The organism is Vreelandella titanicae BH1 (assembly GCF_000336575.1).
GTDB classification, from domain to species: domain Bacteria; phylum Pseudomonadota; class Gammaproteobacteria; order Pseudomonadales; family Halomonadaceae; genus Vreelandella; species Vreelandella titanicae.
Genome location: NZ_AOPO01000002.1, coordinates 560,067 through 576,957, shown reverse-complemented (window position 1 = coordinate 576,957; position 16,891 = coordinate 560,067). Strand labels below are relative to the sequence as shown.

The 16,891-nt window shown below is 55.1% G+C and carries 19 protein-coding genes; 3 read left to right on the top strand and 16 right to left on the bottom strand.

The features are described 5' to 3' along the window. Nucleotides 1-19: 19 nt before the first annotated feature. From HALTITAN_RS07265 to galU, 3 genes are read right to left on the bottom strand one after another with little or no spacing between them, the layout of a single operon-like run. Nucleotides 20-841 carry a hypothetical protein gene (locus HALTITAN_RS07265; RefSeq protein ID WP_009286699.1) on the bottom strand — a complete coding sequence of 274 codons (822 nt, stop codon included), beginning with the start codon at nucleotides 839-841 and terminating at the stop codon, nucleotides 20-22. A gap of 9 nt (nucleotides 842-850) precedes the next feature. Continuing rightward, nucleotides 851-2,143: a nucleotide sugar dehydrogenase gene (locus HALTITAN_RS07260; RefSeq protein WP_039858492.1), complete on the bottom strand. Its 1,293-nt coding sequence runs from the start codon at nucleotides 2,141-2,143 to the stop codon at nucleotides 851-853. Between the two features lie 3 nt (nucleotides 2,144-2,146). Beyond that, nucleotides 2,147-3,037 (bottom strand): UTP--glucose-1-phosphate uridylyltransferase GalU, encoded by an 891-nt coding sequence (gene galU, locus HALTITAN_RS07255; RefSeq protein ID WP_009286698.1) that lies wholly within the window; start codon nucleotides 3,035-3,037, stop codon nucleotides 2,147-2,149. Nucleotides 3,038-3,208: 171 nt separating this feature from the next. Here galU and ubiG point away from each other — a divergent pair, with 171 nt between their 5' ends. Beyond that, the gene (gene ubiG, locus HALTITAN_RS07250) at nucleotides 3,209-3,952 is read left to right on the top strand and encodes a bifunctional 2-polyprenyl-6-hydroxyphenol methylase/3-demethylubiquinol 3-O-methyltransferase UbiG (RefSeq protein WP_022523481.1); all 744 of its coding nucleotides are present in this window, start codon (nucleotides 3,209-3,211) and stop codon (nucleotides 3,950-3,952) included. Beyond that, a complete protein-coding gene (locus HALTITAN_RS07245) occupies nucleotides 3,953-4,621 on the top strand; it encodes an HAD-IA family hydrolase (RefSeq protein ID WP_022523482.1) in 669 nt (222 codons plus the stop codon). 64 nt (nucleotides 4,622-4,685) lie between these two features. Here the strand turns inward: HALTITAN_RS07245 and HALTITAN_RS07240 are convergent, their stop codons facing one another. From HALTITAN_RS07240 to HALTITAN_RS07180, 13 genes are all read right to left on the bottom strand, one after another. Further along, complete coding sequence (locus HALTITAN_RS07240; protein ID WP_022523483.1) at nucleotides 4,686-5,447, bottom strand: YciK family oxidoreductase; 762 nt, start codon at nucleotides 5,445-5,447, stop codon at nucleotides 4,686-4,688. Nucleotides 5,448-5,471: 24 nt separating this feature from the next. Beyond that, nucleotides 5,472-6,266 (bottom strand): tol-pal system protein YbgF, encoded by a 795-nt coding sequence (gene ybgF / locus HALTITAN_RS07235; protein WP_022523484.1) that lies wholly within the window; start codon nucleotides 6,264-6,266, stop codon nucleotides 5,472-5,474. An 80-nt stretch (nucleotides 6,267-6,346) separates the two neighbouring features. Then, complete coding sequence (gene pal, locus HALTITAN_RS07230) at nucleotides 6,347-6,886, bottom strand: peptidoglycan-associated lipoprotein Pal (RefSeq protein ID WP_009286695.1); 540 nt, start codon at nucleotides 6,884-6,886, stop codon at nucleotides 6,347-6,349. 40 nt (nucleotides 6,887-6,926) lie between these two features. After that, the gene (gene tolB / locus HALTITAN_RS07225; RefSeq protein ID WP_035537371.1) at nucleotides 6,927-8,219 is read right to left on the bottom strand and encodes a Tol-Pal system beta propeller repeat protein TolB; all 1,293 of its coding nucleotides are present in this window, start codon (nucleotides 8,217-8,219) and stop codon (nucleotides 6,927-6,929) included. Next, a complete protein-coding gene (gene tolA, locus HALTITAN_RS07220) occupies nucleotides 8,219-9,388 on the bottom strand; it encodes a cell envelope integrity protein TolA (RefSeq protein ID WP_039858487.1) in 1,170 nt (389 codons plus the stop codon). Before tolA ends, tolB begins: the two co-directional genes overlap by 1 nt. A gap of 16 nt (nucleotides 9,389-9,404) precedes the next feature. Beyond that, entirely contained in the window at nucleotides 9,405-9,842 is a 438-nt protein-coding gene (gene tolR, locus HALTITAN_RS07215; protein ID WP_022523488.1) for a protein TolR, read from the bottom strand. A gap of 11 nt (nucleotides 9,843-9,853) precedes the next feature. Next, on the bottom strand, nucleotides 9,854-10,549 hold the full coding sequence (tolQ, locus tag HALTITAN_RS07210; protein ID WP_007114222.1) for a protein TolQ: 696 nt from the start codon (nucleotides 10,547-10,549) through the stop codon (nucleotides 9,854-9,856). A 58-nt stretch (nucleotides 10,550-10,607) separates the two neighbouring features. Continuing rightward, nucleotides 10,608-11,021 carry a tol-pal system-associated acyl-CoA thioesterase gene (gene ybgC / locus HALTITAN_RS07205; RefSeq protein WP_009286692.1) on the bottom strand — a complete coding sequence of 138 codons (414 nt, stop codon included), beginning with the start codon at nucleotides 11,019-11,021 and terminating at the stop codon, nucleotides 10,608-10,610. Continuing rightward, the gene (ruvB, locus tag HALTITAN_RS07200) at nucleotides 11,018-12,055 is read right to left on the bottom strand and encodes a Holliday junction branch migration DNA helicase RuvB (RefSeq protein ID WP_009286691.1); all 1,038 of its coding nucleotides are present in this window, start codon (nucleotides 12,053-12,055) and stop codon (nucleotides 11,018-11,020) included. The genes ybgC and ruvB overlap by 4 nt, the downstream gene beginning before the upstream one ends. 86 nt (nucleotides 12,056-12,141) lie before the next feature. Beyond that, nucleotides 12,142-12,750, bottom strand: a complete 609-nt coding sequence (gene ruvA / locus HALTITAN_RS07195) for a Holliday junction branch migration protein RuvA (protein ID WP_009286690.1) — start codon at nucleotides 12,748-12,750, stop codon at nucleotides 12,142-12,144. 105 nt (nucleotides 12,751-12,855) lie between these two features. Next, entirely contained in the window at nucleotides 12,856-13,419 is a 564-nt protein-coding gene (gene ruvC, locus HALTITAN_RS07190) for a crossover junction endodeoxyribonuclease RuvC (RefSeq protein ID WP_027959417.1), read from the bottom strand. A 79-nt stretch (nucleotides 13,420-13,498) separates the two neighbouring features. Further along, nucleotides 13,499-15,280 carry an aspartate--tRNA ligase gene (aspS, locus tag HALTITAN_RS07185; protein ID WP_039858484.1) on the bottom strand — a complete coding sequence of 594 codons (1,782 nt, stop codon included), beginning with the start codon at nucleotides 15,278-15,280 and terminating at the stop codon, nucleotides 13,499-13,501. Between the two features lie 65 nt (nucleotides 15,281-15,345). Next, nucleotides 15,346-15,645: an FmdB family zinc ribbon protein gene (locus tag HALTITAN_RS07180; RefSeq protein WP_027959416.1), complete on the bottom strand. Its 300-nt coding sequence runs from the start codon at nucleotides 15,643-15,645 to the stop codon at nucleotides 15,346-15,348. A gap of 282 nt (nucleotides 15,646-15,927) precedes the next feature. Between HALTITAN_RS07180 and HALTITAN_RS07175 the strand changes: the two genes are divergently transcribed. After that, nucleotides 15,928-16,869, top strand: coding sequence for a D-2-hydroxyacid dehydrogenase (locus HALTITAN_RS07175; RefSeq protein ID WP_039858482.1), 942 nt, complete (start codon nucleotides 15,928-15,930; stop codon nucleotides 16,867-16,869). The last annotated feature ends 22 nt before the right edge of the window (nucleotides 16,870-16,891 follow it).

The window sequence follows — 16,891 nt, the reverse complement described above, 5'->3', positions numbered from 1 at the left end:
ATACTTCCGTCGCGCCTTATTAACGCAACATCTCTAGCTGGGCACTGAAAGCAAGCTGCGCCTGGCGTACTTGGCGCACATCGCTTTCCAGCGAATTCAGCCGTTGAGACCACTCCTGCTCCAATGCTTCCAGGGCTGCTTGATCTGCGGGTGCTTCTATCTCTGCAACGGATGTTTCCAGCTCATTAAAGCGTGCCTCGAACGCTGCTCTTTGTGCTGATAGCTGCTCTTCCCAAGCGCTACTGACACTGTTGAGCTGACTATCCAGGCCATTGATGCGCCGTTCGGTCAATTGCTCCAGATGGGAGACTTCCTCAACAAGATTTTGACGACCCGAGGAACCCGTTTGTTCCAAGGCGTCAAGAGATTCCCTCACCGCCATTAATTGACTGTCGCGCAGTTCGGCTTGCTCTCTAAGTTGAGACAACTGCTGCAACAGTGTATTGATGGAATCACTAGAGACAGTATCCTCGCTAGAAGTGAGAAAACCGTACAACTCTTCCCGAGTAGCGGCTAACGACACTGACAGCTGCTCCTGCTCTTGGAAAAGCGTCGACATCTGAGCTTGTACAAAGGTTATCGTATCTTGTACATCCGTGTCATCCGAATCCAACCGAGCGTGCACATTGGAGACTTCCCCACTTACCCGGTGCAGCTCACCCAGCAGTCGTTCACGTTCATACCAAAGTCCAGCCGCCGCCGCGCCCATAAGCGCAATGATCAGTAGCAAACATAGCCATAGTGGCCATAGCGTGGGCCCCTTTCGGTGACGCAAGTGTTGCGCCGTCAAGCTTTGATCCACATCGGGCACAATACGAGAGGATGCGGTAGCGTCTGGCATGACATTTCCTCAAAGAGTCTTCGGGTCGGCACGGCGGCCAATACCTCGGTACATTAATCCACAGCTGGCAACGAACTCAGGGTCGTAAATATTGCGTCCGTCTAGTACGAGCTTAGCGTTTAAAAGCGAGCCGAGTCGGTGCCAGTCCGGGTTCCAATACGTTTTCCATTCAGTCACCAGCATCAGTACATCGGCCCCCTCACAGGCTTGGTAAGGGTCATGCGTATAGGTGCGCAGGTCGTCACGTTCGCCCACCAAGGCATGAAGAGCTGGCACTGCTGCTGGGTCGTGGAGATGAACTTTAATTCCTTGCGCCCAAAGAGCCTCAAGCAGCGTTAATACCGGGGCGTGGTCAATACGCGCTGTGCCGGGCTTAAACGCCGCACCCCATATCGCCACGGTTTTACCCGCCAGTTCACCTGCAAAGTGAGCCCACAGTTTGCGAAACAGGGTCTCTTTCTTCTGCTCGTTAATATCCATTACCTGCTCAAGCAGTGCTGAATAGCGACCACTTTGCAGTTGCACATCGGCCAAGCGCATCAAATCCCGGGAGAAATTCGGCCCGCCAAACCCACATCCGGGGTAGAGATACTCAAACCCGATCCGTGAGTCAGCGCCCATTCCCTGGCGGACATGCTCAACATCCACCCCCAGGGTATCAGCCAAGCCAGCAATTTCATTCATATAACTGATACGGGTAGCCAGCATGCCGTTAATTGCCAGCTTGGTGAGCTCTGCAGCGCGGCGCGGCATACACTGAAATACTTCGCTGCGGCGATTAAAGGCGCGTAGTAGTTCCCTGGTCACCTGCTCACCAGTGGCATCATCGCAACCTAGCAGCCGCCTAGTGGGGCGGGTAAACGACTCCCACGCCCGCCCCTCTTCCAACGTATCTGGGAGTGCCACGCTGGTGTGCTGCATGCCCATCAGTGCATGCAGGCGCTCGGTCTCGCCGACCGGAAACGTTGAATTATTGATAAGCACTATGCCCTGCTGATCGACCAATAGCGGGTCTTCAACCAACGCACTGGCTGAGCTACGCTGCGCAGGAGATAACGCCAGCCAGATCACTTCAGGCGTGCGCGCCTCTTTAAGCTGCTCAATGACCTCCAGTGTCCCATCCGCCAAACCCTGCTCCAGATGAGCCATCAGCTGAGGTTCGCTGCGCAGCCAGTCCACTCGGGAAAGTGCTGACCAGGGGGCGTCAGCGTGCGGCAACCACTGCACCTGATGCCCGACCCAGGCCAACGCAGCGGCGGCCGTCGCTGCGCTCAATTCGCTACCGTAAAGCAACACCCGCATGGGTTACTCTCCTTGTTGGTAACGTGATAACAGGGTTTGGAAACCCTCACCAAACTCGGGGTGACGACGCGCGTAGGCAAGTGTGGCTTCAAGATAACCCAGCGGCTGGCCACAATCGTAGGTCGTGCCCTGCATACGGTATGCCTGCACCCCCGACTGTTCGCGCAGGGTCTCCAGCGCATCAGTGAGCTGAATTTCGCCACCGGCACCGGGCTTGGTGGCTTCTAAAATGGAGAAAATATGGCCTGGCAGCGCGTAGCGACCAATCACGGCTAGGTTTGAAGGCGCTGCATCGCGCTTTGGCTTTTCCACCATTCCCACAAGATCTGCCGATTGGTTAGGTGCAGGCACATCGCCAGCGGGTGCCACGATGCCATACTTCTCAACTTGCTCCCAAGCCACCTCTTCCACCATTAGCTGCGCCGTTTGCTGTTGATCATAAGCTGCCAACATGCCGGCCAAGTCGGTCGTTTGGTTGGCGCTGTTGTCGACCAGCACATCGGGAAGCAGCACTGCAAAAGGTTCGTCGTCGCCGATGATCGGGCGAGCGCATAGCACCGCATGGCCTAACCCCAGCGGTACACCCTGACGAATACTGATAATGCTGACATCATCAGGCACCAAATTGCGCAACATCGCCAAAAGCTCGTGTTTACCTTTCGCTTCCAGGCTGGCTTCTAGCTCGGCGTGGGTGTCAAAGTGGTTTTCAATAGCGCTTTTATTACTACTGGTGACCAGCACAATCTCACGAATACCCGCGGCAATGGCTTCTTCGACCACATATTGAATAACCGGCCTATCGACAATCGTAATCATCTCCTTGGGAATAGCCTTCGAAGCCGGTAAGCAGCGGGTGCCAAACCCAGCAACAGGAAGTACGGCCTTGCGAATCATAAAGAGGTCCTTTTCATGCGTTCCGACACAGGAGTGGTTAGAATGTCCATAATACTGAAGGCGTGGATGGATGCCACCTCGCCAATGGACGATAACCAGTGCAAATGGATAATAACCAGTAACTAAGCGTCAACTCTTCGCTTAATGCGTAACGACAATGGGAGTCACAACATGCAAGCGACACCACAGGATAGCACTGCTGGTCACTATCAAGGCAATGTCGATGCAGCAGAAGTCGCCAAATTTGAAGCGCTTGCTAGCCGCTGGTGGGATCCGCAGGGTGAATTTAAACCACTCCACGAGATTAACCCTTTGCGGCTCGATTTTATTGATGCGCGTGCGGGCTTGGCAGGAAAAAAAGTGCTGGATGTGGGCTGTGGCGGCGGCATTTTGAGCGAATCAATGGCCAACCGCGGAGCTAAAGTAACCGGTATTGATCTCGGTGAAGCACCTTTAGCGGTGGCTAGGCTGCACGCGGAAGATCGCGGTGTCGAGATCGATTATCAGCACATCAGTGTGGAAGCCATGGCGGCTCAAAAGCCCGGTTTTTACGATGCAGTGACCTGCATGGAGATGCTTGAGCACGTACCCGACCCCGCCTCCGTCATTCGTGCCTGCAGCGCCCTGGTTCGCCCTGGCGGCTATGTGTTTTTCTCTACGCTGAATCGCACCGCCAAGTCCTATGCGTTTGCCATTCTAGGCGCCGAGTACGTGCTTAGACTGCTCCCCCGGGGTACGCATAACTACGCGAAATTTATTCGCCCTTCAGAAATGGCCGCCTGGTCTCGCGACTGTGGCTTAGAAGTGCGTGAGCAGACGGGGCTTACCTACAATCCGCTAACCCGGCACTATCGTTTGGTAAGCCATGATGTTTCGGTCAACTACATGATGTACTGCCGTAAGGTGAGCGATTAAATGCCGATGCAAGCGCCCCAAGCGATTCTCTTCGATCTAGACGGCACCCTGGTCGATACCGCTCCAGATTTAGCCCACGCAACCAATGCGCTACGTATTCACCACGACTTAGAGCCACTTCCCTTTGAAGTGATCCGCCGCCAGGTCTCTAACGGCGGTAGTGCGCTGGTGACGCTGGCGCTAGGGTTAGAAGCGACAGCGGATGGACATACTCAAGCACGCCAGTTCTTGCTGGATGCCTACGAGCAGGCGGTCGCGGTGCACAGCCAGGTCTTCTCGCCGCTCGATGTATGGCTGAAAGAGTGGCATGGCAACCAACGACCCTGGGGGATTGTGACCAATAAACCGCGTCGCTATACGCTACCGTTATTGGACGCATTGGCGCTTCAGCCGGGCGCCCTACTATGTGCAGATGACCTGAGTGTAAAAAAGCCAGCCCCTGAGCCGCTCTGGGAAGCTGCCCGGCGGCTAGGCGTTGAGCCGGGTCAGTGCTGGTACATCGGCGACCATGCACGGGATATCGAGGCCGCCGTCGCTGCGGGGATGACGGCCGTGGCCGTTGGCTACGGCTATATCAGCGCAGAGGATGACTATCAACAGTGGCCTGCTGACTTATGGTTTGGAGAGTGTCACGCGCTGGTCGATGCCCTTAACGGTTTCAGACGCTAGCGACAATTTCAAGCGTAAGTACCGGCGGGCATCGACGTGCTGATAAGGGGTTTAAAAGTAAGCGCTATACCCGTGGCGGCTGGGCATCAAGCTTTTGACCGTTGGTGCCTGCACTGTCTGGCCCCATAAGCCATAAGTAGGTAGGCATGATGTCTTCCGGGGTGCGTAGTGTGAAGGGATCCTCACCGGGGAACGCGGTACGCCGCATTTGAGTCCGTGTGGCACCCGGATTGAGTGAATTAACGCGTACCGTGGATTGGTTATCCAATTCGTCGGCCAACACCTCGACAAACCCTTCGGTGGCAAACTTAGAGACCGAGTACGCTCCCCAATAGGCGCGGCCTTTACGGCCAACGCTGGAGGAGGTGAATATCACCGATGCATCGTCAGACGCCTGCAGTAGCGGCAATAGTGCCTGGGTCATCCAGATGGGCCCATTGATATTCACCTGCATCACCTGCTGCCAGAGCTCAGGGTTATACTGCTCGAAAGGCGTGATGCGACCCAACAACCCAGCGTTATGCAACACCCCGTCCAAACGGCCAAACTCTTTATCCAGCGTTTCCGCCATATCATGAAAATCTTTTAGCGTAGCGCCTTCAAAGTTGAGCGGAAAAATCGCTGGCTGGGGGCCACCGGCCGCTTCGATTTCATCGTAAACGCGCTCTAACTTGGCAATAGTGCGCCCCAATAGAATCACGGTGGCTCCATGTTGGGCATAGCTCAAAGCTGCCGCACGGCCAATCCCGTCCCCTGCGCCGGTTACCAACACGATGCGATTTTCCAATAGGTTGGGCGCTGGTTGATAGTCGATCTTGCAGCTCATGCTGATTCCTTGAAGCAAAAGATATTAACTTGCTGATTGGCGTAAAAAGTCATTGGCAAGGCCCGCGGCACTGCTTTGCGGGTAGTCATCGCGCACTTGCTCGAGTAGCTCACGGCTGCGCTCTGCTTCGCCTTTACGTGCTTTCACTAAGCCTAGCTTATAGATCGCATCCGGCACTTTACTGCTGCCGCTGTACTCCTCGATCACACGGCTAAATGCCTGGTCGGCGGCATCCAGCTCGCCTTCTGCAGCATATAGCTCGCCCAGCCAGTAGTGACCATTAGCCGTTAGACTAGTATCAGGATGGTCGCTAACAAAAGCCTCAAAGGCCGCAATCGCCTCATCAAAACGGCGCGCTTGAACATGCGCAAAAGCCGCTTGGTAATCGGCCTGGGCGTCCTCACTGACATTGCGGCTCGAAGGCGCGTTGACAACTTCTTCAGCGGCCTCAGGCTCGACTGCTGGTGTTGACTGCTCAATCTGAGTTGGGCCGCTGCTCATCAGGCGGTCTTCAATATCGAGATACTGCTGCTGGGATTGACGACGCAGCTGTTCCAACTGGTGGCGTAACTCTTCAATTTGACCACGCAGCTGCTGGATCTCCTGCTGGTGCTCCTGCACCTGGTTAAACAATACCAGGTTACCGCTGGACGCTTCCTGGCGCTGCGTTTGCTGGTAAAAGCTGCTGTTGGAAGAGTTGGAAAGATCTTGAACGAGCGGCTGTTGAGCGGTGGCCGTTAGGGGCAATACGGACAGCGGGAGCACTATGGCTCCCGCACCGCACAGCCTCTCAACGTAACGCTTGAGACTGTGATTCATGATGACTCCGTAGACGTAAACGGCGTGCGATAAGCCGCACGCCGAATTCATCAGTGGTTAAGCATTCAATCGTTAAATGCTCAGTAGTTAAATACAACACGGCGGTTCTGAGCGTAAGCGCTCTCGTCTTGGCCATTGACAGCCGGACGCTCTTCACCATAGCTAACCACGCTCATTTGTGAAGGAGAGACGCCCTGAATATTCAAGAAGCGTTCTACCGCATTAGCACGACGCTCCCCTAGCGCCATGTTGTATTCACGGGTACCGCGTTCATCAGTATGCCCGTGGAGTACCACTTGAGCGTTCGGGTTAGCACGCAGATAGCGCGCATGAGCCATTACCACGGATTCGTACTCGCTCTTAATTGTATCGCGGTCGTAATCGAAATAGATGGTGCGTACTTCTGGGATGCGTGAATCAGCCTGCTGACCAGCGCCTGAACCAGAGGTGGAACCATACTGACTACCCGTGCCTGTACCCGAGGTGCTAGACCCAGTCGTGCTGCCATCCTGGCTACCGTACGAGTCACCGTCTTGGGTTCCGCCGGTGCTGGAACAGCCAGCGATTACCACGATAGATAGCGCTGCTGCTAATGAGCGAGCCAACGGTTTAAGTTGCATAATCAGACTCCTTGCCTGAAAACTGAAATTTTGATGTTAATCAATTTAAGAAGGGTGACCAAGCTGGATCACGAACATCGCCTTGTGCTGACGGCAGCCTGAATGAAGAGCGACCATCGGCAGAAACAGCACTTAGTACCCCACTGTTACCCTGCTGGGTAGCGAAGATTACCATGGTCCCGTTCGGCGCAACACTAGGAGATTCATCTCTTGTTGATTCACTCAATACCACTAAGCGGTCACCGCTTAGGTCTTGCCTTGCTACTTGATAACCACGGCTAGAGCGATGGATCAAGAATATTTGCTCGCCATCCGGCGAGAAGCGGCCACGCGCATTATAATTACCGGTAAATGTCAGGCGCTGGGCCTCTCCGCCACCTAGTGTATATTGATAGAGCTGGGGGCCGCCGCTACGATCAGAGGTAAACAACAGGCTGCGTCCATCCGGCGCCCAAGCGGGCTCCGTATCAATACTGTTGTTATTGGTAATACGTTCTACTGAACGGTTGGCAACATCCATAATGTAAATTTCAGGCTGGCCATCTTTAGACAGTGACATGGCGATACGCCGCCCATCCGGTGACCATGCTGGCGCGCCGTTAATGCCATCGAAGGAGGTCGCCTGCACGCGCTGGCCCGTCGCCACATCCTGGATATAGATCGCCGGACGCTCAGTCTCAAAGGAGACATAGGCGAGCTTGGTGCCGTCGGGCGACCACGCCGGTGACATGATCGGTTCATCAGAGGTCAATACCTGCTCACTACGGCGGCCATCGGCGTCTGCAACGTACAGACCAAACTGCATATCGTCACCGATACCTTGGGCCGTGACATAAGCAATTTTGGTGGAGAACGCGCCGCGGATATCAGTAATCTCTTCAAAAATTTGATCGCTGATATAGTGTGCTGCACCGCGCAGGTCATTACCCCTCACTGTCACGGTTTCACCGATCATTCGACGCTGACCACTGATATCCATCAGTTCAAACTGTAGTTCAAAGCCACCGTCAGTTTGTTCTGCCTGGCCGACGACCAGATAGCGCACGTCCAGCGAACGCCAGGTACCGAACTGCACATCGTCAGATTGGCTAGGCTGCTCAAACATAGCGCTGCGCGCCAAGGGGGCAAAATAGCCACTGCGTTCAAGGTCATCTTGAACAATCTGTGCTACATCTTCGGGCAGGCCGTCTGAACCGGCAAACGGCACGACACCAATCGGCAGCGCTTGATCGCTGCCCCGCGTGATCTCAATGGTTAAGTTAGCACTTGCCACACTGCTAAAAGTGAACAGCAAGCACAATAACCAAAATTTCTTTAACACTTGAGTTTGCATCAACGGACTCCCCCTGGGGAAAAGTTCAAAGTGATATTGCGTCGGATTTCACGCTGTTGATCTTCTGATAATTGTAGTAGCTCAGAAAACGGTGCCGCTTGCTCAACCGCCTGAATAATGGATTGATCAAAGGCACTATCGCCACTCGATGATGTTACGTTTACTAATAATACCTCCCCCGAAGGCCCCAGACGCACATTGACAGAAGCCCGCATACTATCACTTGATCCACCAGGAATTATCCAGGCTTGTTCAATAGCTCGTTTCATTATGTTGCTGAAATTATTTGCAGCCTGCTCAGCCTGCTGGGCATTGGCAGCTGCTTCGGCCTCACCGTCCAGTTGGCGCTGCATAGCCGCCTCGGCAGCTTCTGCGGCTTGGCGTTGGCGCTCAGCTTCTGCTTCACGACGCTGCTGCTCTTCGGCTTCACGCTGACGCTGTGCTTCGGCCTCTCGCTCTCGCTGAGCCTCCTCTTGCTCACGCAATCGCTGTTCTTCAGCTTCGCGTTGGCGTTCAGCCTCCTCCGCTTCACGGCGCTGCTGCTCTTCAGCTTCGCGCTGACGCTCGGCTTCTTCCGCTTCACGGCGCTGCTGTTCTTCGGCTTCGCGCTGGCGTTCTGCTTCTGCCTCTTCGCGTTGCTGCTGCTCGGCGGCTTCCTGCTGGCGTTGTGCCTCTTCCACTTCACGCTGGCGCTTTGCGGCAGCTTCCGCTTCGGCTTCACGTTCAGCCGCTTCAGCAGCCTGCTGTTCGGCCTGCTCAGCCGCTTCTTCAGCTCTACGTTGGGCCTCAGCTTCCGCAGCCGCACGTGCTTCTTCTAGCGCCTGCGCCTCGGCTTCCGCCGCCTGTTGGGCGGCTTCTTCTGCGGCTTGCTGCTCGGCTGCGGCCTGCTGTTCACTAGCTGAAGGCTCTTCCGGTGCATCAGGCTCGGTGGGGGCTTCAGCAGGCGCATTCATCGCCGCCTGTTCTTCCGTTGCTTGCTGCGCCTGGTCGGTAAAGGTTTCGGTGCTTACCAGCGTTGCCTGTACGATCGAGGAGCTGTCAGGTTCTGCGTCTCGATTAGGCAGGCTGATCAAGCTAAACGCTACAATCGCTACGTGCACACCTATCGCCAGAACAGTCGGCCACTTATAGCCGACGTCTTGAGGATCGCGCGGGGATTTCAGTGCCATGTGCTGCGCCTTGCCCTTACCCATCTTTTGACGGCTCAGATAGCAGCCCCACATTAGCCACGCCAGCGCCTTGCAGAGTGCTCATCAAGACGACAATCTGACCGTAGGCCACATTACGGTCGCCGCGTACCATTACCGGTGTGCCTGGGCGACGCTCTATAATCGTTGTCACTCGTGAGGACATCTCATCCAGCGACACCGACGTGGAGTCTTCCCCAAGCGTGATGAAGTACCCACCGTCGCTATCAACCGAGATAATGATCGGATCATTATCCTCCTGGATATCAATGGGCTGAGAGGTGACTTGCGGCAACTCAACTTGTACGCCCTGGGTCAACATGGGCGCGGTGATCATAAAGACCACCAGCAGTACCAGCATGATGTCAATGAAAGGGACGACGTTAATCTCCGCCATTGGCTTGCTTTTGCCGCTACGATTGAATGGTCCTTGCATGGCTCTCTCCCTTAGCTGGCGCTCGGTTTGCCGTCACGACCTTGCAAATTGCGGTGCAGGATAGCGTGAAACTCTTCGGCAAAGTCTTCATATTTGCCCAGCAGGCGAGAAGACGAGTTGGATAGGCGGTTATAGAAAATCACCGCTGGAATCGCCGCAAATAGACCCATGGCTGTGGCAATGAGCGCTTCAGCAATCCAGGGAGCCACCGTAGCAAGGGTCGCTTGCTGAGTCAGTGATAGTGCCTGAAACGACCCCATGATGCCCCATACAGTGCCGAACAAGCCGATATAGGGGCTAGCTGAGGCTACCGTGGCAAGAAACACTAAATGCTGGGTTAAGCGATCCTCTTCCCGAGACCACGCTACGCGCATGCTACGCTGAACGCCTTCCAGCACGGTATCCGGGTCACGGGTTTTAGGCATCAAACGGTTAAATTCACGAAAACCAGCTTGAAAAATATGCTCGGCGCCGTGGCGCGGGTCATCGGCAGGAATCTCACGATAGAGTTCGTTTAAGTCGACACCTGACCAAAAAGACTCCTCAAATTGGTTGTACTCTTTCTTGGCGCGGCCCAGCGCAATACTGCGCTGAAAAATCACTACCCAAGAGAGGATCGACCCCACCAGTAGCAGCAGCATTACCAGTTGCACTACAGTACTGGCATTCATTATCAAATGGGGAATGGACATGGTGTTATCGTTCACAGGTGCCCTCATCAATCTATTAGGGTCGGGATTGCCGACGCAGTGAGTGACCTCTTGGTTAAGAGGCCTGGGTCAAAACTTTAAGCGATGCTGGCCATGCTTTTGGCCGTAAACGTTCGGTGCTCAAGCAGGCTATCTCGACTGTGGCAGAGCATAGGAGTTCCTCATTACGCCAAACCTGCTGTTCAAATGTCATCCGACAGCGCCCAACGTTGGTAACGTGAGCACTAATTTCCAACGCGTCATCCAAGTAAGCCGGTTTCGCGTAGTGACAGGCCAAGCGGTATACCACTAGCTGTGTACCTTCGTCTAGCAGCGTTTGCTGATTCAGGCCCAACTGGCGGAGCCATTCACTACGCGCACGCTCCATAAACTTCAAGTAGTTAACGTAGTAGACAATGCCGCCTGCGTCAGTATCTTCCATATAAACGCGCAGCGGCAGTCGATAACCTTCTCTTGTGCAGCTACTCACGGACGGCGCTCTCCTTCCATATCGGTTGCCTGTGCGTGGGGCACGCGCTCAAAGTGCAGCCACGCCTGGCGGGTGGCCACCCGGCCGCGGGGAGTGCGCATCATCAAGCCCTGCTGAATAAGATAGGGCTCAATAACGTCTTCGATCGTGTCACGTTCTTCACTGATCGCCGCGGCGAGTGAGTCAATACCCACCGGCCCACCGTCAAATTTATCGATCATGGCCAGCAGTAGCCGCCGATCCATATGATCCAAGCCGTGGTGATCCACATTAAGCATATTGAGAGCCGCATCAGCCATGGCGACATCGACGACGCCGTTACCTTTCATTTCGGCGTAATCCCGCACCCGGCGTAGCAGTCGGTTGGCAATTCGCGGCGTGCCCCTTGAACGCCTGGCCACTTCAATGGCGCCATCATGGCTGGTTTCAACGCCTAACAAGCGCGCTGAACGCGAGACAATTTCTGTTAGCTCTTCCAGGTTATAAAACTCAAGCCGCTGCACGATACCAAATCGGTCACGCAGCGGGGAGGTCAATAATCCTGCCCGGGTCGTGGCGCCCACCAGGGTGAAGCGGGGAAGATCCAGTTTAATCGAACGTGCCGCAGGCCCTTCGCCAATCATAATATCGAGCTGAAAATCTTCCATGGCCGGGTAGAGCACTTCTTCGACCACCGGTGACAGGCGATGAATTTCATCGATAAAGAGTACGTCGCCAGGCTCTAAATTAGTCAGCATGGCGGCTAGATCGCCTGCCCGCTCGAGTACCGGCCCGGAAGTCGACTTCATACCGACGCCCATCTCGGTGGCAATAATATGCGCAAGGGTCGTTTTACCTAACCCTGGGGGGCCAAATACCAGAGTGTGATCCAGGCTCTCTTCACGCAGCCGCGCGGCGCCGATAAAGATTTCCAGTTGTTCACGCACACGCGGCTGGCCAATATAGTCATCCAGCCGCTTGGGGCGAATCGCGTAATCAATGCGCCCCTCCCCCTGTTCAGGCTCAGCGGCGATCAGCCGATCGTGTTCTAACATAGGTGCTCTTCTTTATGGCGATTCAAAAGGTCTATTCACAAAGGTCTATCCACTACCCACAATTTCGTACTCACACCGCTGCCTGCTTAGCCACCCATGCGCTGGGTGAGCGCGGCTTTAATCAGCGCTTCGGTAGACTGATTGGGGTCAATATCGGCGAGCATTTTCGACGCCTCAGTCAGTTTATACCCCAAGCTAACTAACGCGGCTTCCGCATCGGCAAGACTATCGCGGGTAGAAGCACGGCCATTGGTGGCTTCAAGGGGCAGTAGCGCGTCGCTGCCATCTTCCCACTCGGGAAAACGGTCGCGCATTTCAATAATCAGCCGCTCTGCGGTTTTCTTACCCACTCCTGGCAGGGTTGTCAGCGCTTTGCTGTCGTCATCACGGACGCAGCGCATAAAGGCGTCTTCGTCCATACCCGACAGGATGGCGAGTGCAAGCTTGGGCCCTACGCCATTGACCTTGATCAAGGCGCGGAACAGAGCACGTTCATGCTCACGACCGAAGCCATAGAGTAAGTGGGCATCATCACGAATGGTTAAATGGGTGAATAATGAGACGCTCTCGTTAATCGCAGGAAGTGCGACCAGCGTATTCATTGAGGTTTCTAGTTCGTAACCTACGCCATGAACGTCGATCACAATCCAGGGAGGTTGCTTTGCCACTAGCTGACCACTCAGACGTCCAATCATAAATACGCTCGCACCGGAATGAAAAAAATAGAGTGAAAAACAGGTGATTACTATAAAGCGACTCTGTACAGGTGACCAGTAGTTCAGCCAGCGGTACAGCGGGAATTAAAGCCGCCAGCGTCCAGTTGAGCGACGGCGGCCCCGAGATGGCGCAGCGGGCAAGCCATGGCTGCTAAACACAGAGCCGTTATAAGCATGGGTTAACGCAATGGCTAACGCGTCGGCGGCATCGGCCTGGGGAGTAGCGGAGAGCTGCAGAATGGCGGTCACCATATGCTGCACCTGCTCTTTGTCCGCGCCGCCCTGGCCGGTCACCGCCTGCTTGATCTGCCGCGCGGCGTACTCGGCAAGGCTCAAGCCATGATTGGCCATACACACCATTGCCGCCCCCCGAGCCTGGCCAAGCTTCAGCGCTGAATCGGGATTTTTGGCCATAAATACCCGCTCAATGGCCACCTGGGAGGGTCGATGCAGGCCGACGACTTCGCTAAGACCGGCGTAAATTTGCGCCAAGCGCTGCTCCAAGGCCCCTTCTGCCGTGCGGATACAGCCACTCGCTACGTAGCAGGGTTTAACGCCAATAATGTCGATCACCCCGTAACCGGTTACCCGGGAGCCAGGGTCTATGCCCAAAATGCGAATGGGTACGACGGGCTTTTGCTCTTCCATGGCGTCGATACTCGTGTGACTAGAACATACAAAAACACCGACGCCGTGGCGTCGGTGTTGAGCAGCCATCCAAACCGATTTATTCGGCGGCGGGTTCCGCTTTGACTTTCTGACGTAGGCGGATGTTCAAATCTTTCAACTGCTCGGGGCTGACTTCGCCCGGTGCATTGGTCATCAAACAGGCAGCGCTTTGGGTTTTCGGGAAGGCGATGACTTCACGAATAGTCTTGGCACCAACCATCAGCATGACCAAGCGATCCAAGCCAAAGGCTAAGCCACCATGAGGCGGCGCACCGTACTGCAGTGCATCCAGCAGGAAGCCAAATTTCTCTTGGGCTTCTTCTTCACCAATGCCTAGAATCTCAAACACCGTGCTCTGCATGGTCTGATCGTGGATACGAATAGAGCCGCCGCCCAATTCGGTACCGTTGAGCACCATATCGTAAGCGCGTGAAAGCGCGTTGGCAGGATCGGCCTTGAGCTCTTCCGGTGTGCAGGAAGGCGCGGTAAAGGGGTGGTGCAGTGGGCTAAGGCGGCCGTTGTCGTCGGCTTCAAACATTGGGAAGTCGACTACCCACAGTGGCGCCCACTCTTGAGTATAGAGTTCCAGGTCAGCACCGAGCTTGACGCGCAGCGCGCCAATGGCTTCGTTAACGATTCGCGCTTTATCGGCACCGAAGAAGATGATGTCACCATCTTCTGCGCCCACGCGGTCGAGCAGCTCTTCAACGATGTTTTCCATAAACTTGACGATCGGAGACTGCAGACCTTCAAGCCCTTTGGCGCGCTCGTTGACCTTGATCCACGCCAAACCTTTGGCGCCGTAGATGCCGACAAACTTGGTATATTCGTCGATCTCTTTGCGCGATAGCTTGGCGCCACCGGGTACTTTCAGCGCCGCTACGCGGCCATCATCCGCGCTGGCGGGGCCAGAGAAGACTTTGAAATCGACTTGCTGCATCAGGTCGTCGACATCGGTCAGTTCCAGCGGGATACGCAGATCCGGCTTATCGGAACCGAAGCGGTCCATCGCTTCCTGCCAGGTCATGCGCGGGAACTCAGGGAGTTCGGCTTTTAGCACGTCCTGGAAAAGCTGACGAATCATGGCTTCGGTAATGCCCATGATGTCGTTCTCTTCCACAAACGACGCCTCGATATCAATCTGGGTGAACTCAGGCTGACGGTCGGCGCGCAGGTCTTCATCGCGGAAGCACTTGGCAATTTGGTAGTAGCGGTCAAAACCCGCCACCATCAACAGCTGCTTAAACAGTTGCGGCGACTGAGGCAGTGCAAAGAAACTACCCGCGTGGGTACGGCTAGGCACCAGGTAATCACGAGCACCCTCTGGCGTAGCGCGGGTGAGTACCGGCGTTTCGATATCCAGGAAGCCTTGGTTTTCGAGGTACGCGCGCACGTTATGAGAAATACGCGAGCGCAGACGCAGCTTCTCGATCATATCCGGGCGACGCAGATCGATATAGCGATGCTTTAAGCGCACTTCTTCGCCGACCTTGCCATGCTCATCCAGCTGGAATGGCGGAGTAACGGCGGTATTGAGCACTTCAACGTCTTTTGCCAACACTTCAATCATACCCGTCGGCATGTTGGCGTTTTGGGTGCCTTCTGGGCGCAGCCGAACGCGGCCAGTGATACGCAGGACAAATTCACTGCGGGCACGGTCGGCATTAGCGAATGCCTCGGCGGTATCAGGGTCGACCACGAACTGTGCGATGCCGTCGCGATCGCGCATATCGAGGAAAATTACCCCACCGTGGTCACGGCGGCGATGAACCCATCCGCATACCGTAACCGTTTGATCCACCAAAGTTTCGTTTAGCTGGCCGCAATAATGGCTGCGCATGTCAAATCCTGTTCTGTTACGTGGCAATGAGTGTGTCGCGGGCGTCCCGACCCTGACTGCCGCGGCTATGCCGCGGCGCCCTTGTCTTTGGGAGTAACGCTCTTAGCGGTAGCGCTGGAATCGCTTGATTTACCGGCATCTGCAGAGGCAGTTTTGCCATCAGCGGCCAGGTTCTTTTTGCTACCCGTTTTGAAATCAGTTTCGTACCAACCGCCGCCGGCCAAACGGAATCCCGCTGCCGATACAAGCCGTTCCAAGCCATCACTTTGGCATGCAGGGCAATCCTTGAGAGGATCGGCGCTAATCTTCTGCAATTTTTCCATACGATGGCCGCAGGCCTTGCACTCATATTCATAGATGGGCATCTTAATGACTCCTAATAAGCTCAACCCTGACAAGCTTAGTTCTGACAGAACTGATTCTAACGACTCAGCTCTACGGAAACAGCTCTGACAAATCCAGTTCTATCTAAAAGACTCGTTCTGAAAAGAAAGAACAATGGCGAACACAAACGCTGCCAGGCTGCAATATGTGGCCTGTCGGGTTAAATTCCAAGGCTGCGGTTGATAAAGCGCCGCCATTATACCCTTTTGTGCCCCCTGACGAGCAAGGTTATACAGACCCCTGCGGTTAATGGAGAGAAGAAAATGCCCCATGCGGTGATACTGGATACGCAAAGTCTCGGCCCCGAGATCAATTTGGCCGCCATTAAGGAGGCGGTTTCAAACCTTGAGGTGTTTGAGCAGAGTACCACGCAACAAGCGCGGGAACGCCTTGCTAACGCCGATATAGCGATCGTAAACAAGGTCGTGCTGGACGCCGAAACGCTGCAGCAACTGCCAAAACTGCGGCTGATATGCGTATTGGCGACAGGCCTCAATAATATCGATCTTGAAAGTGCAAAAGAACACGACATTGACGTTAAAAACGTGGCGGCTTACGGCACCGCTAGCGTTTCCCAACACACTTTGATGCTCATGCTCGCGTTAGCCAATCGTCTTCCCCAATATCAGCGCGATGTTGCCGCAGGCGAGTGGCAGCGTAGCGCTTTCTTCTGCTTGCAGGATTACCCAACGCTCCAACTGGCAGGCAAACAGCTCGTCATGGTCGGGCAAGGCGAGCTAGGTACCGAAGTAGCACGCTTGGCGGAGGCCTTTGGCATGCAGGTCACCTTTGCCGCCCGCCCCGGCAACGAAGCTAATGATAAGCGGCCTGCCCTGGACGACCTGCTTCCCGATGCCGATGTTATCAGCCTGCACTGCCCGTTGAGCGAGGCCACCAAGCACTTGATCAACCGGGAGCGCTTAGCGCGCGCCAAGAACTCACTACTACTGGTCAACTGCGCCCGCGGCGGGGTTATCGATGAAGTGGCAGCGTTAGAGGCGTTGCGCAGCGGCAAGCTGGGTGGATTAGGCGTTGATGTGCTGCCCGCTGAACCACCCAGAGATGGGCACCCACTGCTGGATGCGCTCAGCGAGCCGCTAAACTTAATCGTCACGCCTCACAACGCCTGGATCACACCGGAAGCGCGCCAGAATATTGTTAGCCTGACAGCTAACAATATCCTTGAATGGAAAGGCGCCCAATAGAAACCTGCCGTCTCATCAGAGG

What these genes read in the sequence shown, in the direction of transcription:
- HALTITAN_RS07265 (WP_009286699.1), bottom strand. Translation starts at nt 841, where the DNA reads ATGCCAGACGCTACCGCATCCTCTCGTATTGTGCCCGATGTGGATCAA.
- HALTITAN_RS07260 (WP_039858492.1), bottom strand. Translation starts at nt 2,143, where the DNA reads ATGCGGGTGTTGCTTTACGGTAGCGAATTGAGCGCAGCGACGGCCGCC.
- galU (WP_009286698.1), bottom strand. Translation starts at nt 3,037, where the DNA reads ATGATTCGCAAGGCCGTACTTCCTGTTGCTGGGTTTGGCACCCGCTGC.
- ubiG (WP_022523481.1), top strand. Translation starts at nt 3,209, where the DNA reads ATGCAAGCGACACCACAGGATAGCACTGCTGGTCACTATCAAGGCAAT.
- HALTITAN_RS07245 (WP_022523482.1), top strand. Translation starts at nt 3,953, where the DNA reads ATGCCGATGCAAGCGCCCCAAGCGATTCTCTTCGATCTAGACGGCACC.
- HALTITAN_RS07240 (WP_022523483.1), bottom strand. Translation starts at nt 5,447, where the DNA reads ATGAGCTGCAAGATCGACTATCAACCAGCGCCCAACCTATTGGAAAAT.
- ybgF (WP_022523484.1), bottom strand. Translation starts at nt 6,266, where the DNA reads ATGAATCACAGTCTCAAGCGTTACGTTGAGAGGCTGTGCGGTGCGGGA.
- pal (WP_009286695.1), bottom strand. Translation starts at nt 6,886, where the DNA reads ATGCAACTTAAACCGTTGGCTCGCTCATTAGCAGCAGCGCTATCTATC.
- tolB (WP_035537371.1), bottom strand. Translation starts at nt 8,219, where the DNA reads ATGCAAACTCAAGTGTTAAAGAAATTTTGGTTATTGTGCTTGCTGTTC.
- tolA (WP_039858487.1), bottom strand. Translation starts at nt 9,388, where the DNA reads ATGGCACTGAAATCCCCGCGCGATCCTCAAGACGTCGGCTATAAGTGG.
- tolR (WP_022523488.1), bottom strand. Translation starts at nt 9,842, where the DNA reads ATGCAAGGACCATTCAATCGTAGCGGCAAAAGCAAGCCAATGGCGGAG.
- ruvB (WP_009286691.1), bottom strand. Translation starts at nt 12,055, where the DNA reads ATGTTAGAACACGATCGGCTGATCGCCGCTGAGCCTGAACAGGGGGAG.
- ruvA (WP_009286690.1), bottom strand. Translation starts at nt 12,750, where the DNA reads ATGATTGGACGTCTGAGTGGTCAGCTAGTGGCAAAGCAACCTCCCTGG.
- ruvC (WP_027959417.1), bottom strand. Translation starts at nt 13,419, where the DNA reads ATGGAAGAGCAAAAGCCCGTCGTACCCATTCGCATTTTGGGCATAGAC.
- aspS (WP_039858484.1), bottom strand. Translation starts at nt 15,280, where the DNA reads ATGCGCAGCCATTATTGCGGCCAGCTAAACGAAACTTTGGTGGATCAA.
- HALTITAN_RS07180 (WP_027959416.1), bottom strand. Translation starts at nt 15,645, where the DNA reads ATGCCCATCTATGAATATGAGTGCAAGGCCTGCGGCCATCGTATGGAA.
- HALTITAN_RS07175 (WP_039858482.1), top strand. Translation starts at nt 15,928, where the DNA reads ATGCCCCATGCGGTGATACTGGATACGCAAAGTCTCGGCCCCGAGATC.